Below are 22,755 nucleotides of genomic sequence, written 5' to 3'. Positions count from 1 at the left end.
CGAGCGCGCTGAGTCGCCTCCCACCACGACGGCAGCTCGCGGGGCGGACGGGCAGCTCACGGGGCGTGACCGGATCCCGGTCACGCCCCGTGAGCTGCGCGATCCGCGCGGTGGCCGACGCGCGCCTGCCCCAGCTCGGCCAGGTGCAGAGCTGGGGCGCGGACCATGGCCGCTCGTCGCCCCAGGGAGTGGCGGGGACCGCCAGTCTTCTGCACGAATGTCGCCGCCGGGTCCGCGCGATCAACCATGGGTACCGGGGCCTCGGAATGATCCGCTCCGCGCCGCACGCCGGCGTGCCGGAAATGGTTCATTTCATCAGCGACCCGAACACCTGGGCATTCTGCGGCCTGTCGAAAGGCCGTCGTCGCCGTCATGACCTGACTGGAATGCTTCTCGCGCCAAGGACCCAGCCCGGTGATACCGTGAGCGCGGAGGTGGGATCAATGGAACTGGTCTATCAGACCGGCGGAAACCACGTCGTCGTCAATCCGGCGCTTCTCGTGATCGCCTGCGATCCGCGCGAGCTCGAGCCGGTCATGGACTACACGCGCCAAGAGCGAGCGCTTCTGAATTCGCTCCGCAACTTCACCTTCTACACGACCTGTCTGCGCGTCTCTCCGCGCAGGGCGCAAGATCGGGTCGTCATCCTCGCTCCCGACATCGTCGAGTCCCAGACGGGCCTGGTGCAGGGGTATCGCAACGAGACAGCAAAAAAGTGGGGCCTTCCTGCCGCGAACCGCGCCGCGACCAACGTCGTCACGATATATCAGATGGTAGGGATCAACGGCGACTCCAGTCCCGGCACCCTCGCCGCCCAGCGAAAGGCATTCCTGGACGACCCTCCTTCCTGGTGGCCGTTCCGGCCCGGCCAGTACGAGATCGTGCAGGTCGACGAGAATCAGAACGGCGAGATCCACCCCGCCGTGAATCCGTTGCAGACGCCATACTTCAACCAGTTCTTCTCCGGCGCGCTCGAGGCCGGAGCTCCGTGGCGATGGCTCGACCTGCAGGGCGCGAACGACACGGTGTACGTCCACGCGTCGACGTGCTTCGAGTCCGTCCTGCACTGCTGGTCGTATCTGAACCTCCTGCTCGACGCGAAGCCCGCACTGCTGTCGGCAGCCAAGGACAGTGCCATCGTCGTCATCGGTGCGGGAGTGAGCGGGTTGCTCTTCGCACAGCGCTTCATCGACGCGGGTTTCACCAACATCACCCTGCTGGAGAAGACGAATCGATTTGCCGGCAAGACGCATTCGTTGCAGGTGCCGGACCAGGGCGGCACGTCGATCGCCGAGCTCGGCACGTGCTACCTGTCGCCGGCATACGACGAGATGGTGCAGGCGCTCTCCGAGTTCACCGTCGGCAACGCGCGCGTGGCCGTCGCGCACGGGTCCGAACGAGGCATAGTCGTCGGCACGCCGCCGAACGAGACGGTCATGGCTTTCAGCGACTACGGACTCATGGTCGCCTGTCAATATCTTGGTTTCGGGTGGCCGTGCAGCAAGGTGGAGCAGGACCTCGCCTACGCCGAGCTCGTGGCGGCCGCCGCGATCTACGTCGCTCTGCGCTTCGAGATCTTCGGCAGCTTCGACGGCGTCATGCCGATCTCGAGGCCCGTCGGCGACCCGCACGGCGTCTTCTCGAAGAGCTTCGCGCAGTATCTCGACGACAACAAGATGGGCGCGTTGAAGGGCTATCTGATGTACGCCTATCAGGTGCAGGGTTATGGCGATCTCGACAAGATCCCCGCGTACTACGGCCTCGTATGGGTCATGCCGGACATGGCACTGCCCTCCGGCGAGACGAGCGGCGTCACGGCCTGGCAGAAAGGCTGGGAGGACGTCTGGGACCAGATGGTCAAGAAGCGCGCCATGAACATCAAGCTCAACACGGGAGTTGTCAGCATCCGCCGCTGACTGCACGGCGCGGTAGACGCCGGCATTCGGCGGTGCGCGCTCGAGGGGGCCGCATCACCGAGCTCGGGCCGTACGAGGAGCGCGTCGCCGCCGGGGCCACGACGCGCGCGCCTCCGGCGCCCCTGGCAGCAGGAGTCGCCGGCCGACCCACGGCACGGCACGCACCCAGGTTCACAGCGCTCGCGACGTCATGCTCCCAGGCAATCCCCAGGTAGCCCGACAAGGCTTAGTTGATCGTTCAACTAGGAAGTAGGGCTGCCATGAAGAAGACCGTCGCGCTGACCATCGGGATCGTGCTGCTCTGCGGTGCCCTGCTCCTGGGCGGGACCTGGGTCTACGCCCGTTCGCAGGCCGGGACCGAGGCGGCTCCGCTCGCCCTGACGTCGCTCGCGCCCAGCGCGTCGCCAGACTCCGCGGACGACTCGGCCGGCACGGCGGGTCCTGTTGCTGACGGCACCTACGCCGTCGACACCGGGTCGCAGGCCGGCTACCGCGTCGACGAGGTCCTCTCGGGACAGGACGTGACCGTGGTCGGGCGGACGAGCGACGTGCGCGGCGGGGCGACGATCGAGGGCGGCACGCTCACGGCGGCCAGCATCGAGGTCGACATGACGACCATCGAGACCGACGACTCGGGCCGCGACCGACAGTTCCTCGGGATCCTCGACACCTCGGCGCACCCGACCGCGACGTTCGTCCTCACCTCGCCCGTCGACCTGTCGGGCCTCGCGAGCGGCACCGCGACCGTCCAGGCGACCGGGACGCTCACGATCAAGGGCGTCTCGCACGAGGTCACCGTGACCCTCGACGCCCAGACCGTGGGCGGCGGGGCGCAGGTCAGCGGGTCCATCCCCGTGACGTTCTCCGACTACGACGTGAGCGCGCCGAACCTCGGCTTCGTCACGGTCGAGGACGCCGGGACCGTCGAGCTGCTGCTCGAGCTCACGCCCTCTGGTTCCTGACGGGGCCGTCCGGGGCCTCGCCGGCCGCCTCGCCGGCCGTCTCCCCCGGCCCCTCGCCTGTCCCCCGCGGCGCGGCCGGCAGGTCGGGCAGCCCCGCGATCCCGCTCGAGACGCCGTCGCCGCGCTTGCGACCACCGGCCGCCTCGTCGCGGACCAGGCGGACCCACAGCAGGACCGCGAACGCCCCGAAGATCCACCACTGGAGCGCGTAGAACGCGTTCTGGACGTTGACACCCGTGCCGCCCTCGATCGTGGGCCGGGGCAGCACCTGCGGGCCGCCCGCGGCCGCCGCGAGCTGGGACGGGTCGGAGTCGATCAGGACGAGGTAGCCGCCGTAGATGGGGTTGCCCCACACGTTCGCGAGCGCCGCGGACGAGATCGAGTCGGTCTGCCCCTCGGGCAGCCCTCCGGTCCCGTCGGCCTCGGAGGCCTGGAGGTACGCGGTGACGCGCACCTGGCCGGAGGGCACGGCGAGGGCCACGTCGTCCTCAGCGTCCGCCGTCGGGACCCAGCCGCGGACGACCGGGACGACGGGCGGGCCGGACAGCTCGGCCCAGGACTCGCCGCCCGTCCCGTCGTCGGACACGCGCAGGGGCGTCAGGACGAGGAAGCCCGTCTCGCCGTCGAGCGCGCGGCCCGCGACCAGGAGCTGCCCCTCGGCCTCGTACTCGCCCTCGACCCAGACCTTGCGCCCCACGAGCTCGCCCGGGAACGTCGACTGCGGGCGCAGGAGCTCACCGAGCCCGTCGGGCCCCTGGGCCTCGGCCTCCGCCTCTGCCTCCGCGAGGGCGTGCTGCTGGGCGAGCTCGGCACGCTCGTAGGCGCGGTCGAGCTGCCACATCCCGAGCCGTCCGCACACGCCCGCCGCGAGGAGGAAGAGCAGCAGGAAGCCGATCATGCGGGGGCTGCGGGCGACGGCCCAGAAGCCTGGGCGAGGGGAGGCCTGGTCGGACACGCCCCCACGGTAACCGGGCGCGAGTTGCCCCGGAGAATCCGTGCGGGGAGACGTGACCCACACCACTCCCGGCCGCGTCGACGACCCGATCGGGACTTCCTGACCAGCCGGTCGGGGACCTTCGTCCTTTTCTGCCGTTTCGGGCGCACCTCACACTCCGTGGGACCACCGAAACCATGCGTCGCCCCAGCCGATGGGGTTGTATGAAGGGGCCACCATCCCCCGGTACAGCTGGAGCGTGCGATGACTACGACCACCTCGCGTCCGACAGAAGGAACACCTTGGCGATCCGGTGAGGTCGTCCCCCTCTCCGAGGAGACCCTCGCCCGCGTCGACGGCTGGTGGAGGGCGGCCAACTACCTCTCGGTGGGGCAGATCTACCTGCTCGCGAACCCCTTGCTGCGCGAGCCGCTCGACCGGGACGACGTGAAGCCCCGTCTCCTGGGCCACTGGGGCACGACGCCCGGTCTCAACTTCCTCTACGCGCACCTCAACCGGGCGATCGTCGAGCGCGAGCAGTCCACGATCTACGTCACCGGGCCCGGCCACGGCGGCCCCGGCCTCGTCGCGAACTCCTACCTCGAGGGCACGTACTCCGAGGTGTACTCCGACATCACGCAGGACACCGAGGGGCTGCGCCGCCTGTTCCGGCAGTTCTCGTTCCCCGGCGGCATCCCCTCGCACGTGGCCCCGGAGACGCCCGGCTCGATCCACGAGGGCGGCGAGCTCGGCTACGCGCTCTCGCACGCGTACGGTGCGGCGTTCGACAACCCGGACCTCCTGGTCGCGGCCGTCGTGGGCGACGGCGAGGCCGAGACCGGCCCGCTGGCCACGAGCTGGCACTCGAACAAGTTCGTCAACCCGGTCAACGACGGCGTCGTGCTGCCGATCCTGCACCTCAACGGGTACAAGATCGCGAACCCGACGATCCTCGGCCGCATCAGCGACGACGAGCTGCACGACCTCATGGTCGGCTACGGGCACACGCCCTACTTCTTCTCGGGGGGGTTCGACGGCGAGGACCACTACGAGGTGCACCGCCGGTTCGCGACCCTGCTCGACGAGGTGCTCAACCACATCGCGCGGATCAAGGCCGACGCCGCGGCGGGCAACGACGAGCGCCCGTTCTGGCCCATGATCGTGTTCCGCACGCCCAAGGGCTGGACGGGACCCAGGTCCATCGACGGCAAGAAGACCGAGGACTCCTGGCGCTCGCACCAGGTGCCGCTCGCGAGCGCGCGCGACACCCCCGAGCACCTCCAGGACCTCAAGGACTGGCTCGACTCCTACCGGGTCCACGAGCTGTTCGACGACAAGGGCCGGCTCGACGCGGACATCGCGCAGCTCGCCCCGCGCGGCACGCTGCGCATGAGCGACAACCCGCACACCAACGGTGGCCTGCTCCTCAAGGACCTGCGGCTGCCCGACTTCCGCGACTACGGCGTCGAGGTCACGGCCCCCGGCGCGGGCCTCTCCGAGGCGACCAGGGTCCTGGGGCAGTGGCTCACCGACGTGGTCCGCCTCAACCCGGACAACTTCCGGATCTTCGGACCCGACGAGACCGCGTCCAACCGCCTCCAGGCGGTCTACGAGGTCACGGACAAGCAGTGGAACGCCGAGTTCTTCGGGCCCGACGTCGACGAGCACCTCGCGCGCGCCGGTCGCGTCATGGAGATGCTCTCCGAGCACCAGTGCCAGGGCTGGCTCGAGGGGTACCTCCTCACGGGGCGCCACGGGCTGTTCTCGTGCTACGAGGCCTTCATCCACATCATCGACTCGATGTTCAACCAGCACGCCAAGTGGCTCAAGGTCACCAACGACATCCCGTGGCGCCGGCCCATCGCGAGCCTCAACTACCTGCTCTCGAGCCACGTGTGGCGCCAGGACCACAACGGGTTCAGCCACCAGGACCCCGGATTCATCGACCACGTGGTCAACAAGAAGGCCGAGATCGTCCGCGTCTACCTGCCGCCGGACGCCAACACGCTGCTCTCGACCTACGACCACTGCCTGCGCTCGCGCCAGTACGTGAACGTCGTGGTCGCGGGCAAGCAGCCGGCGCCGAACTTCCTGACCATGGACCAGGCCGTGGCGCACTGCACGCGCGGCCTGGGCATCTGGGAGTGGGCGGGCACCGAGGTCCCGGGCGAGGACCCCGACGTGGTGCTCGGCTGCGCCGGGGACGTCCCCACGCTCGAGACCCTGGCCGCGGCCGACCTGCTGCGCCAGCACCTGCCCGAGCTCAAGGTCCGCGTGGTCAACGTCGTGGACCTCATGCGCCTGCAGGACGAGAAGGAGCACCCGCACGGTCTCTCCGACCGCGACTTCGACACCCTGTTCACCACGGACAAGCCGGTCGTGTTCGCGTACCACGGCTACCCGTGGCTCATCCACCGCCTGACCTACCGCCGCAACGGGCACGAGAACATCCACGTGCGCGGCTACAAGGAGGAGGGCACCACCACCACGCCGTTCGACATGGTCATGCTCAACGACCTCGACCGGTTCCACCTGGTGATCGACGTGATCGACCGCGTGCCCTCGCTGCGGTCGAAGGCGGCCGGGCTGCGCCAGAAGATGGTGGACGCTCGTCTCGAGGCTCGTCAGTACACGAGGGAGCACGGCGAGGACATCCCCTCGGTCCGTGACTGGGTGTGGCCCGACGCGGGCGACACCGCAACTGCAGAAGGCGGGCCGGCGTACGACGCGGCCGCCGCTACCGGAGGCGACAACGAGTGACCAGCACCGCCCGATCCATCTACCTCGCCTCACCCGAGGGTGAGACGGGGAAGTCGACGATCGCCCTGGGAGTCCTCGACCTGCTGACCCGCAGGGTCCAGCGGGTCGGGGTCTTCCGCCCCGTGACCAGGACCTCGCCCAGCGCCTTCACGGGGGGCGACGGTCCCCGTCGAGGCCGTGGGCGCCCCGGGTGGGTCCGCACCGGCCGACGCCGGCTCACGCGAGCAGGACCGCGACTACGTGCTCGAGCTCCTGCTCGCGCACGACGGCGTCGACCTCACCTACGAGGAGGCCATGGGCGTCACGTACGACGACGTCCACGCCGACCCCGAGGCCGCGCTCGCGCAGATCGTCTCGCGCTACCACGAGGTCGCCAAGCAGTGCGACTTCGTGGTCGTCGTCGGGACGGACTACACCGACGTCGCGGGACCGACCGAGCTCGCGTTCAACGCGCGGATCGCCGCCAACCTGGGAGCACCCGTGCTCCTGGTCGTCTCGGGCCGCGAGCGCTCCCCCGAGGCCATCGCGAACCTCATCGAGGTCAGCGTGTCCGAGCTGCGCTCGAACCACGCCCAGCCCATCGCGGTCATCGCGAACCGCTGCCTGCCGGCCAGCATCGAGGACGTGCGCGCCCAGCTGGCCACGCTGTCGTCGGGCACGCTGCCCGGCTGGGCCATCCCCGAGGACCCGTTCCTCAACGCGCCCACCGTGGCCGCGCTCATGGAGGCCGTGGGCGGCGAGCTCGCCCTGGGCGACCCCGAGCTGCTCGGCCGCGAGGTGCTCGACGTGCTCGTGGGCGCCATGTCGCTCGAGCACCTGCTCGACAAGCTGGTCGACGGTGCCGTGGTCATCACGCCCGGCGACCGCAGCGACATCCTCATCGGGCTGCTCGCCGCCCAGCAGGCGCGCAACTTCCCGTCGCTCGCGGGCATCATCCTCAACGGCGGGTTCTACCCGCCCGACTCGACCGGGCGCCTCGTGGAGGCCCTCGATCCGAGCCTGCCGATCATCCGCACGGACCTGGGGACGTTCCGCTCGGCGAGCGCCGCGTCGCGCGCGCGAGGCCGGGTGTCCAAGGAGTCGCAGCGCAAGGTCGACACCGCGCTCGCGCTGTTCGAGCAGAACGTCGACGGCGCGGCGCTCCTCGCGGGGCTCGACGTCCCGCGCCCGGAGGTCGTCACGCCGCTCATGTTCGAGTACGAGCTCCTGTCCCGGGCCCGCGCGGACCGCAAGAACATCGTGCTCCCCGAGGGCGAGGACGACCGCATCCTGCGCGCGGCCTCGACGCTCCTGGGCCGCCAGGTCGCGGACCTCACGATCCTGGGCGACGAGCAGTCGATCCGGGCGCGCGCGACCGAGCTGGGCCTCGACATCGACGCCGCGACCGTGATCGACCCGCACGACCCCGAGCTCGTCGAGCGGTTCGCCGAGGAGTACACGCGGCTGCGCGCCCACAAGGGCATGACGGTCGAGCGGGCACGCGAGATCGTGCCGGACGTGTCCTACTTCGGCACCATGATGGTCCACCTCGGCCTGGCAGACGGCATGGTCTCGGGCGCCCGGCACACCACGGCGCACACCATCAAGCCGTCGTTCGAGATCATCAAGACCGTCCCGGGCGTCTCGGTCGTCTCGTCCGTGTTCCTCATGTGCCTCGAGGACCGGGTCCTGGTCTACGGCGACTGCGCCGTGAACCCCGACCCGACCGACACGCAGCTCGCGGACATCGCCATCTCGTCCGCGGCCACGGCGCTGCAGTTCGGGATCGACCAGCGCGTCGCGATGCTGTCCTACTCGACGGGCGAGTCCGGCTCGGGCGTCGACGTCGACAAGGTGCGTTCCGCGACCGAGCTGGTGCGCAGCCGTCGCCCCGACCTGTTCGTCGAGGGCCCCATCCAGTACGACGCCGCGGTGGACGCCTCGGTGGCGGCCTCCAAGATGCCGGGCTCGGACGTGGCCGGCAAGGCGACCGTCTTCATCTTCCCGGACCTCAACACGGGCAACAACACCTACAAGGCCGTGCAGCGCTCGGCCGGAGCGGTGGCCGTGGGACCGGTCCTGCAGGGCCTCAACAAGCCCGTGAACGACCTCTCGCGCGGTGCCCTGGTCCAGGACATCGTCAACACCGTGGCCATCACGGCCATCCAGGCACAGGCAGGGTCGACCGCCCTGACCAGCACGAACGGAGCATCCGCATGACCGTCCTCCCGGAGCACGAGCGCACCAACCCGTACTCGGCGTACGGCGCGCACGGCTCGGTGCTCGTGATGAACTCGGGCTCGTCCTCGCTCAAGTACCAGCTGGTCAACCCGGTGGGCGGCGAGGCCATCGCCGCCGGGACGATCGAGCGCATCGGCGAGTCGAGCGGGGTCATCAAGCACCGCTTCGCGGGGAACACGACGACGCGCGAGGAGCACGTCGCGGACCACGGCGAGGCGCTGCGCATCGCGCTCTCGCTCTTCGACGAGGTCGGGCCGCGGCTCGCGGACGCCAACGTCTACGCCGTGGGGCACCGCGTGGTGCACGGCGGCGCGACGTTCTCGCGTCCGGTCCTGGTCGACGACGACGTGGAGCGCCAGATCCTCGACCTGGCCCCGCTCGCGCCGCTGCACAACCCGGCCAACGTCACGGGCATCTCGGTCGCGCGTCGGCTCCTGCCCGACGTCCCGCACGTCGCGGTGTTCGACACCGCGTTCTTCTCGTCGCTGCCCAAGGCCGCCTCGACCTACGCGCTCGAGAAGGAGACCGCGGAGAAGTACGGCGTGCGCAGGTACGGCTTCCACGGCACGAGCCACCACTACGTGTCGGGCAAGGTCGCGCGCGTCCTGGGCCGCCGCCTGCAGGACCTCAACATCATCGTCCTGCACCTCGGCAACGGCGCGTCGGCCTCGGCCGTGCGCGGCGGGATCGCGGTCGACACCTCGATGGGCCTGACGCCGCTCGAGGGTCTGGTCATGGGGACCCGCACCGGGGACATCGACCCCGCGGTCATCTTCCACCTCGCGCGCAACGCGGGCATGTCGATCGACGAGCTCGACGACCTGTTCAACAAGCGTTCGGGCATCAAGGGCCTCGCGGGGGAGAACGACTTCCGTGCGCTGCACGAGCTCATCGCGGCGGGAGACGAGGACGCCCGGCTGGCCCTGGACGTCTACATCCACCGCCTGCGCAAGTACATCGGCGCGTACATGGCCGTGCTGGGGCGCATCGACGTGATCGCCTTCACGGCGGGCGTGGGCGAGAACGACGACATCGTGCGCGCCCAGGTCGTCGAGGGGCTCGCAGGGCTGGGCATCGCGGTCGACCCCGAGCGCAACGCGGTCCGCAGCAGGGAGCCGCGCGTCATCTCGCCCGACTGGACGAGCACGCTCGTCATGGTCGTCCCCACCATGGAGGAGCTCGCGATCGCCCGCCTGAGCGTCGAGGTCGTCGAGGAGACCGAGAAGGCGGGTCGACCTGTCACGTTCCCGCCGGCTGCGCTAGCCTCCGAGACGGTGGCCACCGAGGTCCCGGCCGAGGACGGCGCGTCCGAGCCGACCCTCGCCGTGGAGAGCTGACCTCACCACCCCGCTGACGCCGTCGGGCAGGGAGCACCGCCCGACGACGACGGTGCACCGGCACGGCACTGCCGGCGCACGACCCGAGCCACGCCTCGACCCTCTAGGGTCGAGGCGTGGCTCTTCTCATCGACCCGCCGACCTGGCCGGCCCACGGGACCCTCTGGTCCCACCTCGTGTCCGACTCCTCGCTCGACGAGCTGCACGCGTTCGCCGAGCGCCTGGGGCTGGGGCGGCGCGCGTTCGACCTCGACCACTACGACGTCCCGGCCGACCGGCACGCGGACTGCGTCGCCGCAGGGGCGCACGACGTCTCGGGCCGCGAGCTCATCGTGCGGCTGCGCGCCTCGGGCCTGCGCGTCCCTGCGCGCGAGCGCGGGGCCGCGAAGGCCGCCGCGCTCGGGGCCCGCTGGGACACGCTCCTGCCGGGCGTCCCGGGCGCGCGCGAGGTCGGCGCGGACCTCGTGCGCCGGTGGCACGAGCCGCACCGCGCCTACCACGGCCCCTCGCACCTGGTGCACGTGCTCGACTCGCTCGCTGTCCTCGAGGGACGCTCGCCGGGCGTGCCGACGCCGGGCGAGCCTGCGCCGTCGGGCACGTCGCTGCGTGCGCAGCTCGCGCTGTGGTTCCACGATGCGGTCCACGAGGGCGTCGCGGGCGACGACGAGGAGGCGTCCGCCGCGCTCGCGGTGGCGAGCCTCGGCCCGCTGGTCACCGGCCCGACGACGACGCCCGGCCCGGGCGCGGACCCCGCCGCAGGCAGCACGCACCTCACGGCCGACGACGTGGTGGAGGTCGCCCGGCTCGTCCGGCTCACCGCGAGCCACGCCCCCTCCCCCGGCGACACCGCGGGCGCACTCGTGTGCGACGCGGACCTCGCGATCCTCGGCGCCATGCCCGACCGCTACGCCCGCTACGTGCGCCAGGTCCGTGCGGAGTACGCGCACGTCCCCGACGACCTCTTCCGCACGGGGCGCGCCGCGGTGCTCGAGCAGCTCCTCGCGCTGCCGGAGCTCTTCCGGACGCCGCTCGGGCGCGAACGCTGGGCCGCGCGCGCCGAGGAGAACCTCCGGACCGAGCTCGCGGGTCTCCTCGGGGCCCCGTGAGCCGTCTGACCGCCCGCCCGGGATCTCGGGACCTCTCGGGGCCGCCCGGCCCGGCCCGGCCTCGACCGCGCGGCGCGCGGTGGCAAGGCCCCGGAGCCGAGGCCGGCCGCTAGGCTCGCCCGCGTGAGCGAACCGCAGGGGAACCCCGCACCGACGGCACCGACGGCACAGCACGTCCCGGCCTCTCGACGACGTCGGCGCGCGCTCGCGCTCGGCGCCGCCGCGCTCGTGCTCGTGGTCGCGGCTCCGCTCGCCTGGGTGCAGGTCACCGGTCAGTCCCGGGTCAGCCCCGACGTCGCCTCGGCGCCCGACCGCCCCGTGGCCCTCGTGCTCGGTGCGGGCCTGCGACCCGACGGGTCGCCGTCGACCTTCCTGCGTCGCCGCCTCGACGCGGCACGCGAGCTCTACGAGCAGGGGAAGGTCCAGGTCGTCCTCGTGAGCGGCGACAACTCGCGCGAGGGGTACGACGAGCCGACCGCGATGCTCGACTGGCTCGTGGAGCAAGGTGTCCCGGCCGAGCACGTGGTCCGCGACTTCGCCGGGTTCGACACCCACGACACGTGCGTCCGTGCGCGCGAGATCTTCGGGGTCACCGAGGCCGTGGTCGTGACGCAGGACTACCACCTGCCGCGTGCCCTGTTCTCGTGCTCGCGGGCGGGGATCGACGCCGTGGGTGTGGGCGTCTCCTCGACGAGCGTCGAGCCCGCGAAGGCCGTGATGTACCGTGTCCGCGAGGTGCCGGCCTCGCTCAAGGCAGCCTGGGACGCCGTCACGCACCGCGAGCCCGTGCACCTTGGCACGAAGGAGACCGCGGTCACCGACGCCCTGGAGTCGCTCTCCACGGCGCCCTGACACCCACGGCAGAGCGCCCGTACTGGAGACGGGACGGGCGCTCTGCCGTGGCGGGGGCCGGCCGGTGCGACGCCGCTACGGCAGGCGCAGCTTCTTCATGACCGAGAACGCGGCCGTGAGCAACCGGCTGGGCCGGTCCCCCGGCTGGGCGTACAGCGTGTCGAAGCTCAGCCCGCGGGACACCCCGCGCTGGACCACGATCGTCTGGGGCTCGGTGAGCGCCTCGATGCCCTCGCGTCCGTGCCTGCGCCCCTGGCCCGACGACTTGAACCCGCCCATGGGGGCCGAGACCGACCCGAACGCCGAGGCGTAGCCGTCGTTGATGTTGACGGCGCCGGCCTCGACCTGCGCCGCGAGGCGGCGCCCACGGGCCGTGTCCTGGGTCCAGATGCTCGCGCTGAGTCCGTACTCGGAGTCGTTCATGACGCGGATCGCGGTCGCGTCGTCGGGCACGCGGGTCACCGAGACGACCGGGCCGAACGTCTCCTCGTGGGCGCAGTCCGCGGTGGGCGGGACGTGGTCGAGGACCGTGGGCGCGTAGAAGAAGGGGCCGATGTCCGCGCGGTGGACACCGCCTGCCAGCACCCGCGCGCCCTCCGCCAGGGCGTCGTCGACGTGCGCGACCACACGGTCGAGCTGTGCCTGGGACGTGAGCGAGCCCATGTCGACCGAGTAGTCGAGCGCGGTCCCGAGCGTGAGCCCGCGCACGAGCGGGACGAACGCGTCGAGGAACTCCTCGGCGATGTCCTCGTGGAGGATCAGGCGCTCGATCGAGACGCACAGCTGGCCGCTGTTCGAGAAGCAGGCGCGGACCGCGCCCTGGGCGGCCGACGGGACGTGCGCGTCCGCCGCGACGTACAGGGGGTTCTTGCCCCCCAGCTCGAGCGTGGTCCCGATGAGGCGCTCGCCCGCCTGTGCGGCGACCTTGCGCCCCGTCGCGGTCGAGCCCGTGAAGGCGATGTGGTCGACGTGGCCGGTCAGGGCGGCCCCGATGTCGCCGCCGCCCGCGACGACGAGGAAGAGGTCGCCGGGCAGCCCGGCCTCCTCGAGGAGCTCGGCGGCCCACAGCGCGGTCAGGGACGTCTGCGGGTCCGGCTTGAGCACGACCGCGTTGCCCGCCACGAGCGCGGGCAGGGCCTCGGCGAGACCGAGAGTCAGCGGGTAGTTCCAGGGAGCGATGGCGCCGACGACCCCCACGGGCCGGCGGTGCACCGTGGCCCGGGTCAGGACCGGGAGCATGCCACCCACGCGACGGTCCGCGAGGTACGCGCCCGCCCGCACGCCGTAGTGCCGCGTGACCTGGGCGATGTCCGCGACCTCCTCGAACGCGCTGCGCCGCGACTTGCCGGTCTCCATCTGCAGCAGGTCCAGGACCTCGGACTGCCGCTCCAGGACCAGGTCGTGGAAGCGCAGGAGCACGGCCGCGCGCTCGGCGACCGTGGTGTGCGCCCACGAGCGCTGCGCACGCCGAGCGCGCTCGACCGCGTCCGCCACGTCCTCGACCGAGGACAGGGGGATCGCCGCGAGCGGGGCGCCCGTGAACGGGAGGAGCGAGCGGTGGTCGCCCGCGGTGTGGGAGGTGACGATCCGGGCCACGAGGGGAGCGACGACGTCGGGCTCCAGGACGTACGTGGCCGAGGGGTCCTCGGGGTCGATGAGTCCGTCGATCGCGGCGCTGCCGCCCTGGCCGCCGTCGGCTGGTTCGCTTGCCATGCGTGACAGGTTACGCGTCACCGCCCCCACGCAGGACATCCTTCACACAATCCCCCTGGCCTCACCGTCCGGGCGCAGCGCCGGGAGGCGCGGCAGGACCGCCGGCGGACGCCACGCCCGGCTCAGGCCTGCGCGGCCCAGGTGCGCGCGCCCTCGAGCAGGTGCGTGAGCGCTTCCTCGACGACCCGGGCCGGGTCCCGCTCGGGGGCGTGCTGCGCCCACCAGACGAGCGCCGCGAAGTTCGCCGCGGCGCACGCCGCGGCCAGCGACCGGGCGCGCAACGAGGGCTCCGCGGCCCCCTCGGCCCGGCCCAGGAACTCCGCGACCAGGACGGCCGAGGTCCCGATGCTCGACGTGCCCCAGGAGAGGAGCTCCTCGTCCGCCGCGATGAGGCACAGCCGCTGGCGCGTGACCTCGAGCGCCTCGGGCGGGAAGGTCGACGACGCCACGAACGCGTCCCGCACCAGGTCGAGGGCCTCGGGCAGCCCGACGTCGCCCGCGGCGTCGAGCGCGCCCGTGATGGTCTCGCGGGCCTCGCCCGACCCGCCCCAGACCATCGCGGCCTTGGAGGGGAACAGGCGGAACAGGGTCCGTCGGGCGACGCCGCACGCGCGCGCGACGTCGTCCATCGTCACGTTGCCGAACCCCTCGTCGGTGAAGAGGCGCAGGGCCGTGGCCGCCACCCGGTCCCGGTCGACGGTGGCCGGCCGACCTCGGCGCGCGGTTGTCTCCGACATCACATCTCCTCGAGGCATTTCTTTATGGCACTCAGTGTTAAAAAGGTTACAGGGGCCGCACCCGGTCCCTCCATCCGGCGGAAGGACCCCATCATGACCACGTCGACCATCCCGAACCGCTTCGCAGGAGCGACCGTCGTCGTCACCGGCGCAGGCTCCGGCATCGGCAAGGCCACCGCGACCCGGCTCCTCGCCGAGGGCGCCCGCGTCATCGCGAGCGACCTCGACGCCGAACGGCTCGATGCGCTCAGCGTAGAGGTCGGCGACGCCCCCCTGACGACCGTCGTGGGCGACGTGTCCGACGACGCGGTGATCGCGCAGATCGTCGAGGTCGGCGAAGGACGCATCACGGGCCTCGTCAACAACGCCGGGATCATGGACGCGTTCGTCCCCACGGCAGAGATCGACGACGCCCTGTGGGAGCGTGTCCTGCGCATCAACGTGACCGCACCCATGAAGCTCATGCGCGCCGTGCTGCCCGCGATGGTCGAGGCCGGCCACGGACGGATCGTCAACGTCGCGAGCGAGGCCAGCATCCGCGCCGGCGCGTCGGGCACGCCCTACGCGACCTCCAAGCACGCGGTCGTCGGCCTCACCAAGAGCACCGCGCTCTTCTACGGCCCGGCAGGCGTGCGGGTCAACGCGGTCGCCCCGGGGGCCGTCGCGACCAACATCGAGGCGCCGTTCCGCTCCGAGCTGGGCGCCCAGCGCCTGGGCCCGATCATGCAGGCGACCGTGCCCGCGCCTGCGACCGCCGAGCAGCTCGCGGCCTCGATCACGTGGCTGCTGTCCGAGGACTCCGCCAACGTCAACGGTGCTCTCCTGATGTCCGACGGCGGCTGGTCGACGATCTGACGGCCGACCCGGCGAGAGCGAGGGCGCAGCACCGGAGCGCGACCGGTCGGCTCGGCCGAGCCGACCGGTCGCGCTCGGGCTCGGCGCCGGTCCCGACGCACTGGTCCGGCTCAGACGAGGTCTCGCCCCAGGACCGTGCACTCGGCGTCGGAGTAGCCCAGCTGCTCGTAGAACCCCAGGACGGGGGCGTTGGTCGTGCGGACCATGAGCCGCACCTTGCGGGCGCCGGCTGCCACAAGCCACGCCTCGGCCGCCACGACGGCATCCCTGCCGAGTCCCGCGCCCCGGAGCGCGGGCGCCACCGCCACGTAGTAGATCCAGCCGCGGTGCCCCTCGTAGCCGGCCAGCGCCGTCGCGACGACGGCCCCGCCCTCGCTGTGCGCGAGCAGGACGGTGGACGTCGGGTTGGCCCGCGCGTCCGCGACGTCCCGGTGGGCGTCGTTCCACGGGCGCACCAGACCGCACTCGTCCCACAGGGCGACGACCTGCTCGACGTCGTCGTCGGCGATCTCACGGAAGTCCACGCCGCCGACCCGCAGGTGCTCGGTCGCGGCGTCGGGCGCACCCGCGGCGAGGGCGTTCGTGAGAGCGACCCCGTCGCGGATGCGGCCCGGAGCCATCAGCGCGGCTGGTACGGCGAGACGACGACCTCGACGCGCTGGAACTCCTTGAGGTCGGAGTAGCCCGTCGTGGCCATGGCGCGCTTGAGCGCACCCACGAGGTTGAGCGTGCCGTCGGCCTGGCGACCCGGGCCGAACAGGATCTCGTCGAGCGTGCCGGCCGTGCCGACGCTCACGCGCTCGCCGCGGGGAAGCTGCGGGTGGTGAGCCTCGGAACCCCAGTGCCAACCACGCCCGGGAGCCTCGGAGGCGCGCGCCAGGGCGGCACCCAGCATCACGGCGTCCGCACCGCACGCGACGGCCTTGACCAGGTCGCCCGAGCGGCCCACGCCGCCGTCGGCGATGACGTGCACGTACCGGCCGCCCGACTCGTCGAGGTAGTCACGGCGGGCAGCCGCGACGTCCGCGACGGCCGTCGCCATGGGGGCGTGGATGCCGAGGCTCACGCGCGTCGTGTGCGCCGCGCCGCCGCCGAACCCGACGAGGACGCCCGCGGCACCCGTACGCATGAGGTGCAGGGCCGCGGTGTACGTCGAGGCGCCACCGACGACCACGGGGACGTCCAGCTCGTAGATGAAGCGCTTGAGGTTGAGCGGCTCGGCGTTGCCCGAGACGTGCTCGGCCGAGACCGTGGTGCCACGGATGACGAACAGGTCCACGCCGGCGTCCACGACCGTCTTGTAGAACTCCTGCGTGCGCTGCGGGGACAGCGCGCCGGCGACCGTGACGCCCGTCGCGCGGATCTCCTTGAGTCGCTGGGTGATCAGCTCGGCCTTGATGGGCTCGGCGTACACCTCCTGCATGCGACGCGTCGCGCTCGCGGCGTCGAGCGTCGCGATCTCCGCGAGGATCGGCTCCGGGTTCTCGTAGCGCGTCCACAGGCCCTCGAGGTCCAGGACGCCCAGTCCGCCCGCATTGCCCAGGGCGACCGCGGTCGACGGGCTCATGACGGAGTCCATGGGTGCGGCCAGGATCGGCAGGTCGAAGTGGTAGGCGTCGATCTGCCACCCCACCGACACGTCCTCCGGGTCACGCGTACGCCGGGACGGGACCACGGCGATGTCGTCGAAGGAGAAGGCGCGCCGTCCGCGCTTGCCACGACCGATCTCGATCTCGTTGCTCACCCGACGAGGATACCGGCCCACGCCGCTCCCCCGCCCGCCCGTGCCGCCGGGTGGACTCCGCACGTCCAGCCCCGGGCACCCTGGAGCCCGCCGGACGGGCCGGGCCGACGACGGCTGCCGCGGTGCCGGACGAGGCCCGGCCTCACCCTGGACGCCACGCACGCGCCCCGTGCCACGCGCGGGCGCCCGTGTCAGTGGCCGCTGGCATGCTCACCACCAGAGACCAGGACAGGTCGGGCACGGCGCAGTCGGCCGGGCCCGCCGTCCACAGGACCACCGCAAGGAGCACGACGATGAGCTGGACCACCAGGCCCCTGCTGGGCTTCGACACGGAGACCACCGGCGTGGACGTCCACAACGACCGCATCGTGACCGCGGCCCTCGTCCGGCGCGTGCCGGGCGAGAGCACCGAGGTACGGACGTGGCTGATCGACCCGGGCGTCCCCATCCCCGCGGAGGCCGCGGCGATCCACGGGATCTCGACCGAGCACGCGGTCGAGCACGGGGAGGCCCCGGGCCCGGCGCTCGAGGAGATCGCGTCGCTCATCGCCGCTGACCTCGCGCTGGGGGTACCGGTCGTCGCGTTCAACGCCGCGTTCGACCTCTCGCTGCTCGACGCCGAGCTCACGCGGCACGCCCTGCCGACGCTCGGCGAGCGCCTGGGACGCGAGGTCACCCCCGTGATCGACCCGCTCGTGCTGGACCGCTCGCTCGACCGCTACCGCAAGGGCAAGCGCAAGCTCGGCGACCTGTGCGCGCACTACGGCGTGTTCGACGGCGGCAACCTGCACACCGCGGACGTCGACGTCCTGGCGACCCTCGACGTGCTCGAGGCCATGACCCGCACGTTCCCGGAGATCGTGGACCAGGACCTGGACGCGCTCCACCGTCACCAGATCACGGCCCACCGCGCCTGGGCGGAGAACTTCAACTCCTGGCGCCAGCAGCAGGGGTACGTCGGGGCGGGAGCCAGCACCGCCTGGCCGTCCTGACCAGCGGCGACACACCGCCTTGAACTCATAGAACAGATGAGCCAGGCGTGATGATCTCGTGAAACTGCCACCACACGCCAGGATCGACGCGTCAATATCTCATGCATGAGTTACGGTCGGTCCATGACCATGGTCGACGAAGCACCCCAGCACCTCGCACAGGTCGCCGCGCTCATCCGCGGCGCGCGCCAGAACAAGGGCCTGACCCAGGCTCAGCTCGCCGAGAGGCTCGGCACCAGCCAGAGCGCGATCCACCGGATCGAGCAGGGCTCGCAGAACGTGAGCCTCGACATGCTCGCGCGGATCAGCGCAGCCCTCGACTCCGAGATCATCACGTTCGGAGCCCCCAAGCACTCGCACCTGCGGGTCAGCGGCGGGCACGAGCTGTCCGGACGCATCGAGGTCAACTCCTCGAAGAACGGGGCCGTCGCCCTGCTCTGCGCGTCGCTGCTCAACCGCGGCCGGACCACGCTGCGGCGCGTCGCCCGCATCGTCGAGGTCGACCGCATCGTCGACGTCCTGCGCAGCATCGGCGTGCAGGCGACCTGGTCGACCGACGGCCGTGACCTCGAGATCGTCGTGCCCGAGCAGCTCGACCTGGCCTCGATCGACGTCGACGCGGCTCGTCGCACTCGATCGATCATCATGTTCCTGGGCCCGCTCCTGGGCCTCGAGCGCGAGTTCGCCCTCCCCTACGCCGGGGGCTGCGACCTGGGCACGCGAACCGTCGAGCCGCACATGATCGCGCTGCGCCCGTTCGGGCTGTCGGTCACGGCGGCGTCGGGCAACTACGAGGCCCTCGTGACCCCGGGCGGCTCGGAGGACCTGAGCGTCGTCCTGACCGAGCGCGGCGACACCGTCACGGAGAACGCGATCATGGCGGCCGCGTCGCGCGACGGCGTCACCACGATCCGCAACGCGAGCCCCAACTACATGGTCCAGGACCTGTGCTTCTACCTCGAGCTCGTCGGGGTCCGCATCGAGGGCATCGGCACCACGACCCTGCGCATCCACGGCCGCACCGACATCGACGCCGACGTCGAGTACGCGGTCTCCGAGGACCCGGTCGAGGCCATGAGCCTGCTGACCGCGGGGATCGTGACCGGCTCGGAGATCACCGTGGCCCGCGTGCCCATCGAGTTCATGGAGATCGAGCTCGCGACGCTCTCCGAGATGGGGCTGCGCTACTCGCTCACGCCCGAGTACCTGGCGCTCAACGGACGCACGCGCCTCGTCGACGTGACGGTCCACCCGAGCGAGCTGCACGCCCCGATCGACAAGATCCACCCCATGCCGTTCCCGGGGCTCAACATCGACAACCTGCCGTTCTTCGCGGTCATCGCCGCGTGCGCGAGCGGCCACACGCTCATCCACGACTGGGTCTACGAGGGCAGGGCCATCCACCTGACGGACCTGACCCGGCTCGGGGCCGACGTCCGGCTGCTCGACTCGCACCGCCTCGACATCACGGGCCCCACCCACTGGTCGGGCGCCGAGGTCAGCTGCCCGCCCGCGCTGCGTCCCGCGGTCGTGATCCTGCTCGGGATGCTCGCCGCGAAGGGCACCTCGGTGCTCCGCAACGTCGACATCATCTCGCGCGGCTACGAGCAGCTCCAGGAGCGCCTCATCGAGCTGGGCGCACGGATCGAGACGTTCCGCGACTGACCGCCTCTGCATGCCGGAACGGGCGTGACCCCCACCAGGGGTCACGCCCGTTCTGACGTCAGGGAGGAGCGGGTCAGCGTCCCGTGTAGTTGGGCGCCTCGACCGTCATCTGGATGTCGTGCGGGTGCGACTCCTTGAGCCCGGCCGGCGTGATGCGCACGAACTTGCCGCGCTCCTGGAGCTGGGGGATGGTGTGCGCGCCGACGTAGAACATCGACTGGTGCAGGCCACCGACCAGCTGGTGGGCGACCGCACCGAGCGGGCCGCGGTAGGGCACCTGGCCCTCGATGCCCTCGGGCACGATCTTGTCGTCGCTCGCGACGTCCGCCTGGAAGTAGCGGTCCTTGGAGTAGGACGCCTTCTTGCCGCGCGAGGCCATGGCGCCGATCGAGCCCATGCCGCGGTAGAGCTTGTACTGCTTGCCGTTGACGAACACGAGGTCGCCAGGGCTCTCGTCGCAGCCCGCGAGGAGCGAGCCCAGCATGACCGTGTCGGCCCCGGCGACGAGCGCCTTGGCGATGTCGCCCGAGTACTGCAGGCCCCCGTCGCCGATGACCGGGACGCCTGCCGGGCGGCACGCGAGCGAGGCCTCGTAGATCGCGGTGACCTGCGGGACACCGACGCCCGCGACGACGCGGGTCGTGCAGATCGAGCCCGGCCCGACGCCGACCTTCACGCCGTCCGCGCCCGCGTCGACGAGCGCCTGCGCACCTGCGCGGGTCGCGATGTTGCCGCCGATGATCTGGACGTCCTTGAACGCCGGGTCCGCCTTGAGCTTGCGGATCATGTCGAGCAGGAGGCGGGCGTGCCCGTTGGCCGTGTCCGCGACGAGGACGTCGACGCCGGCCTCGGCGAGCGCCGTCGCGCGCGTCCAGGCGTCACCGAAGAAGCCGATCGCGGCACCGACGCGCAGACGACCCTCGTCGTCCTTGGTCGCACCCGGGTACTGCTCGGTCTTGACGAAGTCCTTGACCGTGATGAGCCCGCCCAGGCGGCCCTCTGCGTCGATGAGGGGGAGCTTCTCGATCTTGTGCTTGGCCAGCAGCGCTGCGGCGTCGTCGCGCGCGATGCCGATCGGGGCCGTCACGAGCGGCATGGGCGTCATGATCTCGAAGACGCGACGCTCCGCGAAGTCCGCGGGGTTGACGAAGCGCAGGTCCCTGTTCGTGATGATGCCCAGGAGCTTGCCGGTCTCGTCGACCACGGGCAGCCCCGAGACGCGGTACTGACCGCACAGGGCGTCGAGCTCGGAGAGCGTGGCCTCCGGGCCGACCGTGACCGGGTCGGTGATCATGCCGGACTCCGACCGCTTGACGAGGTCGACCTCCTTGGCCTGCGCCTCGATCGACAGGTTGCGGTGGATGATCCCGATCCCGCCCTGGCGCGCCATCGCGATCGCCATGCGCGACTCGGTGACCGTGTCCATCGCGGCCGAGAGCAGCGGCGAGGACATGGAGATCTCGCGCGTCAGCCGCGCGGTCGTATCGACCTCGCTCGGGATGACGTCCGTCTCGTTCGGGAGCAGGAGGACGTCGTCGTACGTCAGTCCGGTGAATCCGAAGGGGTCGTGTGCGGGGGCTGCGAGAGAGTCGGTCACATCAAGATTCTACGCCGAGGCCCTCCGACATATTCCCGGCCGTCCCGCCACCGGACAGCCGGGGAGGCCCGCCCCGGTGCGCACGTGCCACGCGTCACCGGACGACGGCGAGCGCCTCGTGGAGGAGCCCCGTGAAGCTGCGCACCCGTTGGACGGTCGCCGCGAGAGGCAGGCCCGTCGCCGCCTCGTCGTTCTGGAGCCCGACGAAGATGGGCAGGTCGGGGTTCGCCTCGTGCACCGTCCGCACGACGTCGAGGTCCGGCCGGGGCTGGGTCGTCACGACCGCGACCGCCGCGGGACGCACCATGGCGACGAGCTCGAGCGAGCGGTGCATGGTGGCCGACCCGGTCACGATGCGGGCCATCGCCCCCTGGGCCCCCAGGGCAGCGGCGAGCGCGTGGGCCGCGAGCGGTACCTGCTCCCCCGGCGCCGCGAAGATGAGGACGATCCGCCGCATCCTGCTCGGGTGGTTGGGCGGAGGTCCGCCGCCCGCGACGAGCGCGGCCTCGGACTGCTGGGTGTACTCGCGCAGCGCGGCCAGGGTCGCGTTGCTGAAGACGACCTCCGGCATCTCGCCCGGCGAGGCGAGGAACGTACGCTCGGCGATGCGGTGGAGCGCGGGCTCCACGAGGGTCGACCACCAGTGACCGGGATCGGTACCGGGTGCGATGCGCAGGAGCCTGTCGCACCGCTTCTGGTCGAACGAGATCGCGGCGTCGACCACGTCGGACACGCCCGCGGCGCGGATCGCGCCGACGCGCACCGGTTCGTCGTCCGCACCGCGAGGGACCGCGCGCAGGAGGCGCAGGCCCCCACCGGGCGTCTCGCCCGACGGTTCGTCCTCGGTCCCGGCCTCGGCGGAGTCGTCGTCGGTGGCGGCGGTCTGCTCGACCGGGCTGCTCTCGAGCGCGAGCTCTGCCTCGTCGGCGTCGAGGGCTGCGCGCGCGGCGTCGACGGGCGCGACGCCCTCGAGCGTGAGGCGACGCATGATGACGAGGCGCGCGACGTCGTCGGCCGTGTATCTCCGGTGCGAACCGGCAGTGTGCTCGGAGGGACCCAGACCGTAGCGACGGTCCCAGGTACGGAGGGTGGCCGGGGCGACGCCCAACCTCTTGGCGACGGCTGCGACAGCGAGTGCAGGAACCTCGGTCACCTTCCGTCGGGGCCCGCCGGGGGTCGGGGCGGACCGGAGTGAAGTCATGCACCGATTCTGCCGACCGGCTCACCCCCTCGCCACTTCGGGCGCGGCGTGTCTCGGTCCGCGAGCCAGGTGTGTCCTGTCACACAGTGGACAACGCCGTAGTTCGCGCCAGGTTCACCGTGAATCGGTGCACACAGAGGCAAAGCCGGTCAGAAACTCATCCA

The 22,755-nt window shown here is 71.6% G+C and carries 16 protein-coding genes and 1 pseudogene; 10 read left to right on the top strand and 7 right to left on the bottom strand.

What is annotated here, in order from left to right:
• Window positions 1–89 precede the first annotated feature (89 nt).
• A complete protein-coding gene (locus OERS_RS04365) occupies window positions 90–1,916 on the top strand; it encodes an NAD(P)-binding protein (protein WP_068624711.1) in 1,827 nt (608 codons plus the stop codon).
• A gap of 260 nt (window positions 1,917–2,176) precedes the next feature.
• On the top strand, window positions 2,177–2,878 hold the full coding sequence (locus tag OERS_RS04360) for a YceI family protein (protein ID WP_068624709.1): 702 nt from the start codon (window positions 2,177–2,179) through the stop codon (window positions 2,876–2,878).
• Here the strand turns inward: OERS_RS04360 and OERS_RS04355 are convergent.
• A complete protein-coding gene (locus OERS_RS04355; RefSeq protein ID WP_068624707.1) occupies window positions 2,859–3,833 on the bottom strand; it encodes an SURF1 family protein in 975 nt (324 codons plus the stop codon). The genes OERS_RS04360 and OERS_RS04355 overlap by 20 nt on opposite strands.
• 243 nt (window positions 3,834–4,076) lie before the next feature.
• Here OERS_RS04355 and OERS_RS04350 point away from each other — a divergent pair, with 243 nt between their 5' ends.
• The 5 genes and pseudogenes from OERS_RS04350 (at window position 4,077) to OERS_RS04330 (ending at window position 12,087) form a co-directional block, all read left to right on the top strand.
• Entirely contained in the window at window positions 4,077–6,572 is a 2,496-nt protein-coding gene (locus tag OERS_RS04350) for a phosphoketolase family protein (protein ID WP_056653910.1), read from the top strand.
• Window positions 6,569–8,771, top strand: a pseudogene (gene pta, locus OERS_RS04345) (phosphate acetyltransferase). The gene OERS_RS04350 and the pseudogene pta overlap by 4 nt, the downstream one beginning before the upstream one ends.
• Window positions 8,768–10,129 carry an acetate/propionate family kinase gene (locus OERS_RS04340; RefSeq protein WP_082618293.1) on the top strand — a complete coding sequence of 454 codons (1,362 nt, stop codon included), beginning with the start codon at window positions 8,768–8,770 and terminating at the stop codon, window positions 10,127–10,129. The pseudogene pta and the gene OERS_RS04340 overlap by 4 nt, the downstream one beginning before the upstream one ends.
• 116 nt (window positions 10,130–10,245) lie before the next feature.
• Entirely contained in the window at window positions 10,246–11,235 is a 990-nt protein-coding gene (locus OERS_RS04335) for a DUF4031 domain-containing protein (protein ID WP_068624705.1), read from the top strand.
• 123 nt (window positions 11,236–11,358) lie between these two features.
• Window positions 11,359–12,087 carry a SanA/YdcF family protein gene (locus OERS_RS04330; RefSeq protein ID WP_068624703.1) on the top strand — a complete coding sequence of 243 codons (729 nt, stop codon included), beginning with the start codon at window positions 11,359–11,361 and terminating at the stop codon, window positions 12,085–12,087.
• Between the two features lie 75 nt (window positions 12,088–12,162).
• On the opposite strand, the gene OERS_RS04325 is transcribed toward OERS_RS04330, so the two are convergent.
• Both OERS_RS04325 and OERS_RS04320 read right to left on the bottom strand, forming a co-directional pair.
• Window positions 12,163–13,800, bottom strand: coding sequence for a succinic semialdehyde dehydrogenase (locus OERS_RS04325; protein WP_068624730.1), 1,638 nt, complete (start codon window positions 13,798–13,800; stop codon window positions 12,163–12,165).
• Window positions 13,801–13,922: 122 nt separating this feature from the next.
• Complete coding sequence (locus tag OERS_RS04320) at window positions 13,923–14,537, bottom strand: TetR family transcriptional regulator (RefSeq protein ID WP_068624701.1); 615 nt, start codon at window positions 14,535–14,537, stop codon at window positions 13,923–13,925.
• A gap of 93 nt (window positions 14,538–14,630) precedes the next feature.
• Here OERS_RS04320 and OERS_RS04315 point away from each other — a divergent pair, with 93 nt between their 5' ends.
• Window positions 14,631–15,392 carry an SDR family NAD(P)-dependent oxidoreductase gene (locus OERS_RS04315; protein ID WP_068624699.1) on the top strand — a complete coding sequence of 254 codons (762 nt, stop codon included), beginning with the start codon at window positions 14,631–14,633 and terminating at the stop codon, window positions 15,390–15,392.
• Between the two features lie 110 nt (window positions 15,393–15,502).
• Here OERS_RS04315 and OERS_RS04310 read toward each other — a convergent pair whose 3' ends face one another.
• Complete coding sequence (locus OERS_RS04310) at window positions 15,503–16,012, bottom strand: GNAT family acetyltransferase (RefSeq protein ID WP_083201212.1); 510 nt, start codon at window positions 16,010–16,012, stop codon at window positions 15,503–15,505.
• Window positions 16,012–17,136: a GuaB3 family IMP dehydrogenase-related protein gene (locus OERS_RS04305; RefSeq protein ID WP_056653894.1), complete on the bottom strand. Its 1,125-nt coding sequence runs from the start codon at window positions 17,134–17,136 to the stop codon at window positions 16,012–16,014. The genes OERS_RS04310 and OERS_RS04305 overlap by 1 nt, the downstream gene beginning before the upstream one ends.
• A gap of 293 nt (window positions 17,137–17,429) precedes the next feature.
• Between OERS_RS04305 and OERS_RS04300 the strand changes: the two genes are divergently transcribed.
• Together OERS_RS04300 and OERS_RS04295 are read left to right on the top strand one after the other, a co-directional pair.
• A complete protein-coding gene (locus OERS_RS04300; RefSeq protein ID WP_056653891.1) occupies window positions 17,430–18,128 on the top strand; it encodes an exonuclease domain-containing protein in 699 nt (232 codons plus the stop codon).
• 123 nt (window positions 18,129–18,251) lie between these two features.
• Window positions 18,252–19,793 carry a UDP-N-acetylglucosamine 1-carboxyvinyltransferase gene (locus OERS_RS04295; RefSeq protein ID WP_082609110.1) on the top strand — a complete coding sequence of 514 codons (1,542 nt, stop codon included), beginning with the start codon at window positions 18,252–18,254 and terminating at the stop codon, window positions 19,791–19,793.
• 73 nt (window positions 19,794–19,866) lie between these two features.
• On the opposite strand, the gene guaB is transcribed toward OERS_RS04295, so the two are convergent.
• Both guaB and OERS_RS04285 read right to left on the bottom strand, forming a co-directional pair.
• Window positions 19,867–21,390, bottom strand: coding sequence for an IMP dehydrogenase (gene guaB / locus OERS_RS04290; RefSeq protein WP_068624697.1), 1,524 nt, complete (start codon window positions 21,388–21,390; stop codon window positions 19,867–19,869).
• A gap of 94 nt (window positions 21,391–21,484) precedes the next feature.
• Complete coding sequence (locus tag OERS_RS04285; protein ID WP_068624695.1) at window positions 21,485–22,591, bottom strand: MerR family transcriptional regulator; 1,107 nt, start codon at window positions 22,589–22,591, stop codon at window positions 21,485–21,487.
• Window positions 22,592–22,755 lie beyond the last annotated feature (164 nt).

This window comes from Oerskovia enterophila (genome assembly GCF_001692445.1).
Lineage (GTDB): Bacteria > Actinomycetota > Actinomycetes > Actinomycetales > Cellulomonadaceae > Oerskovia > Oerskovia enterophila.
This window is presented reverse-complemented; position numbering and strand designations above follow the sequence as displayed.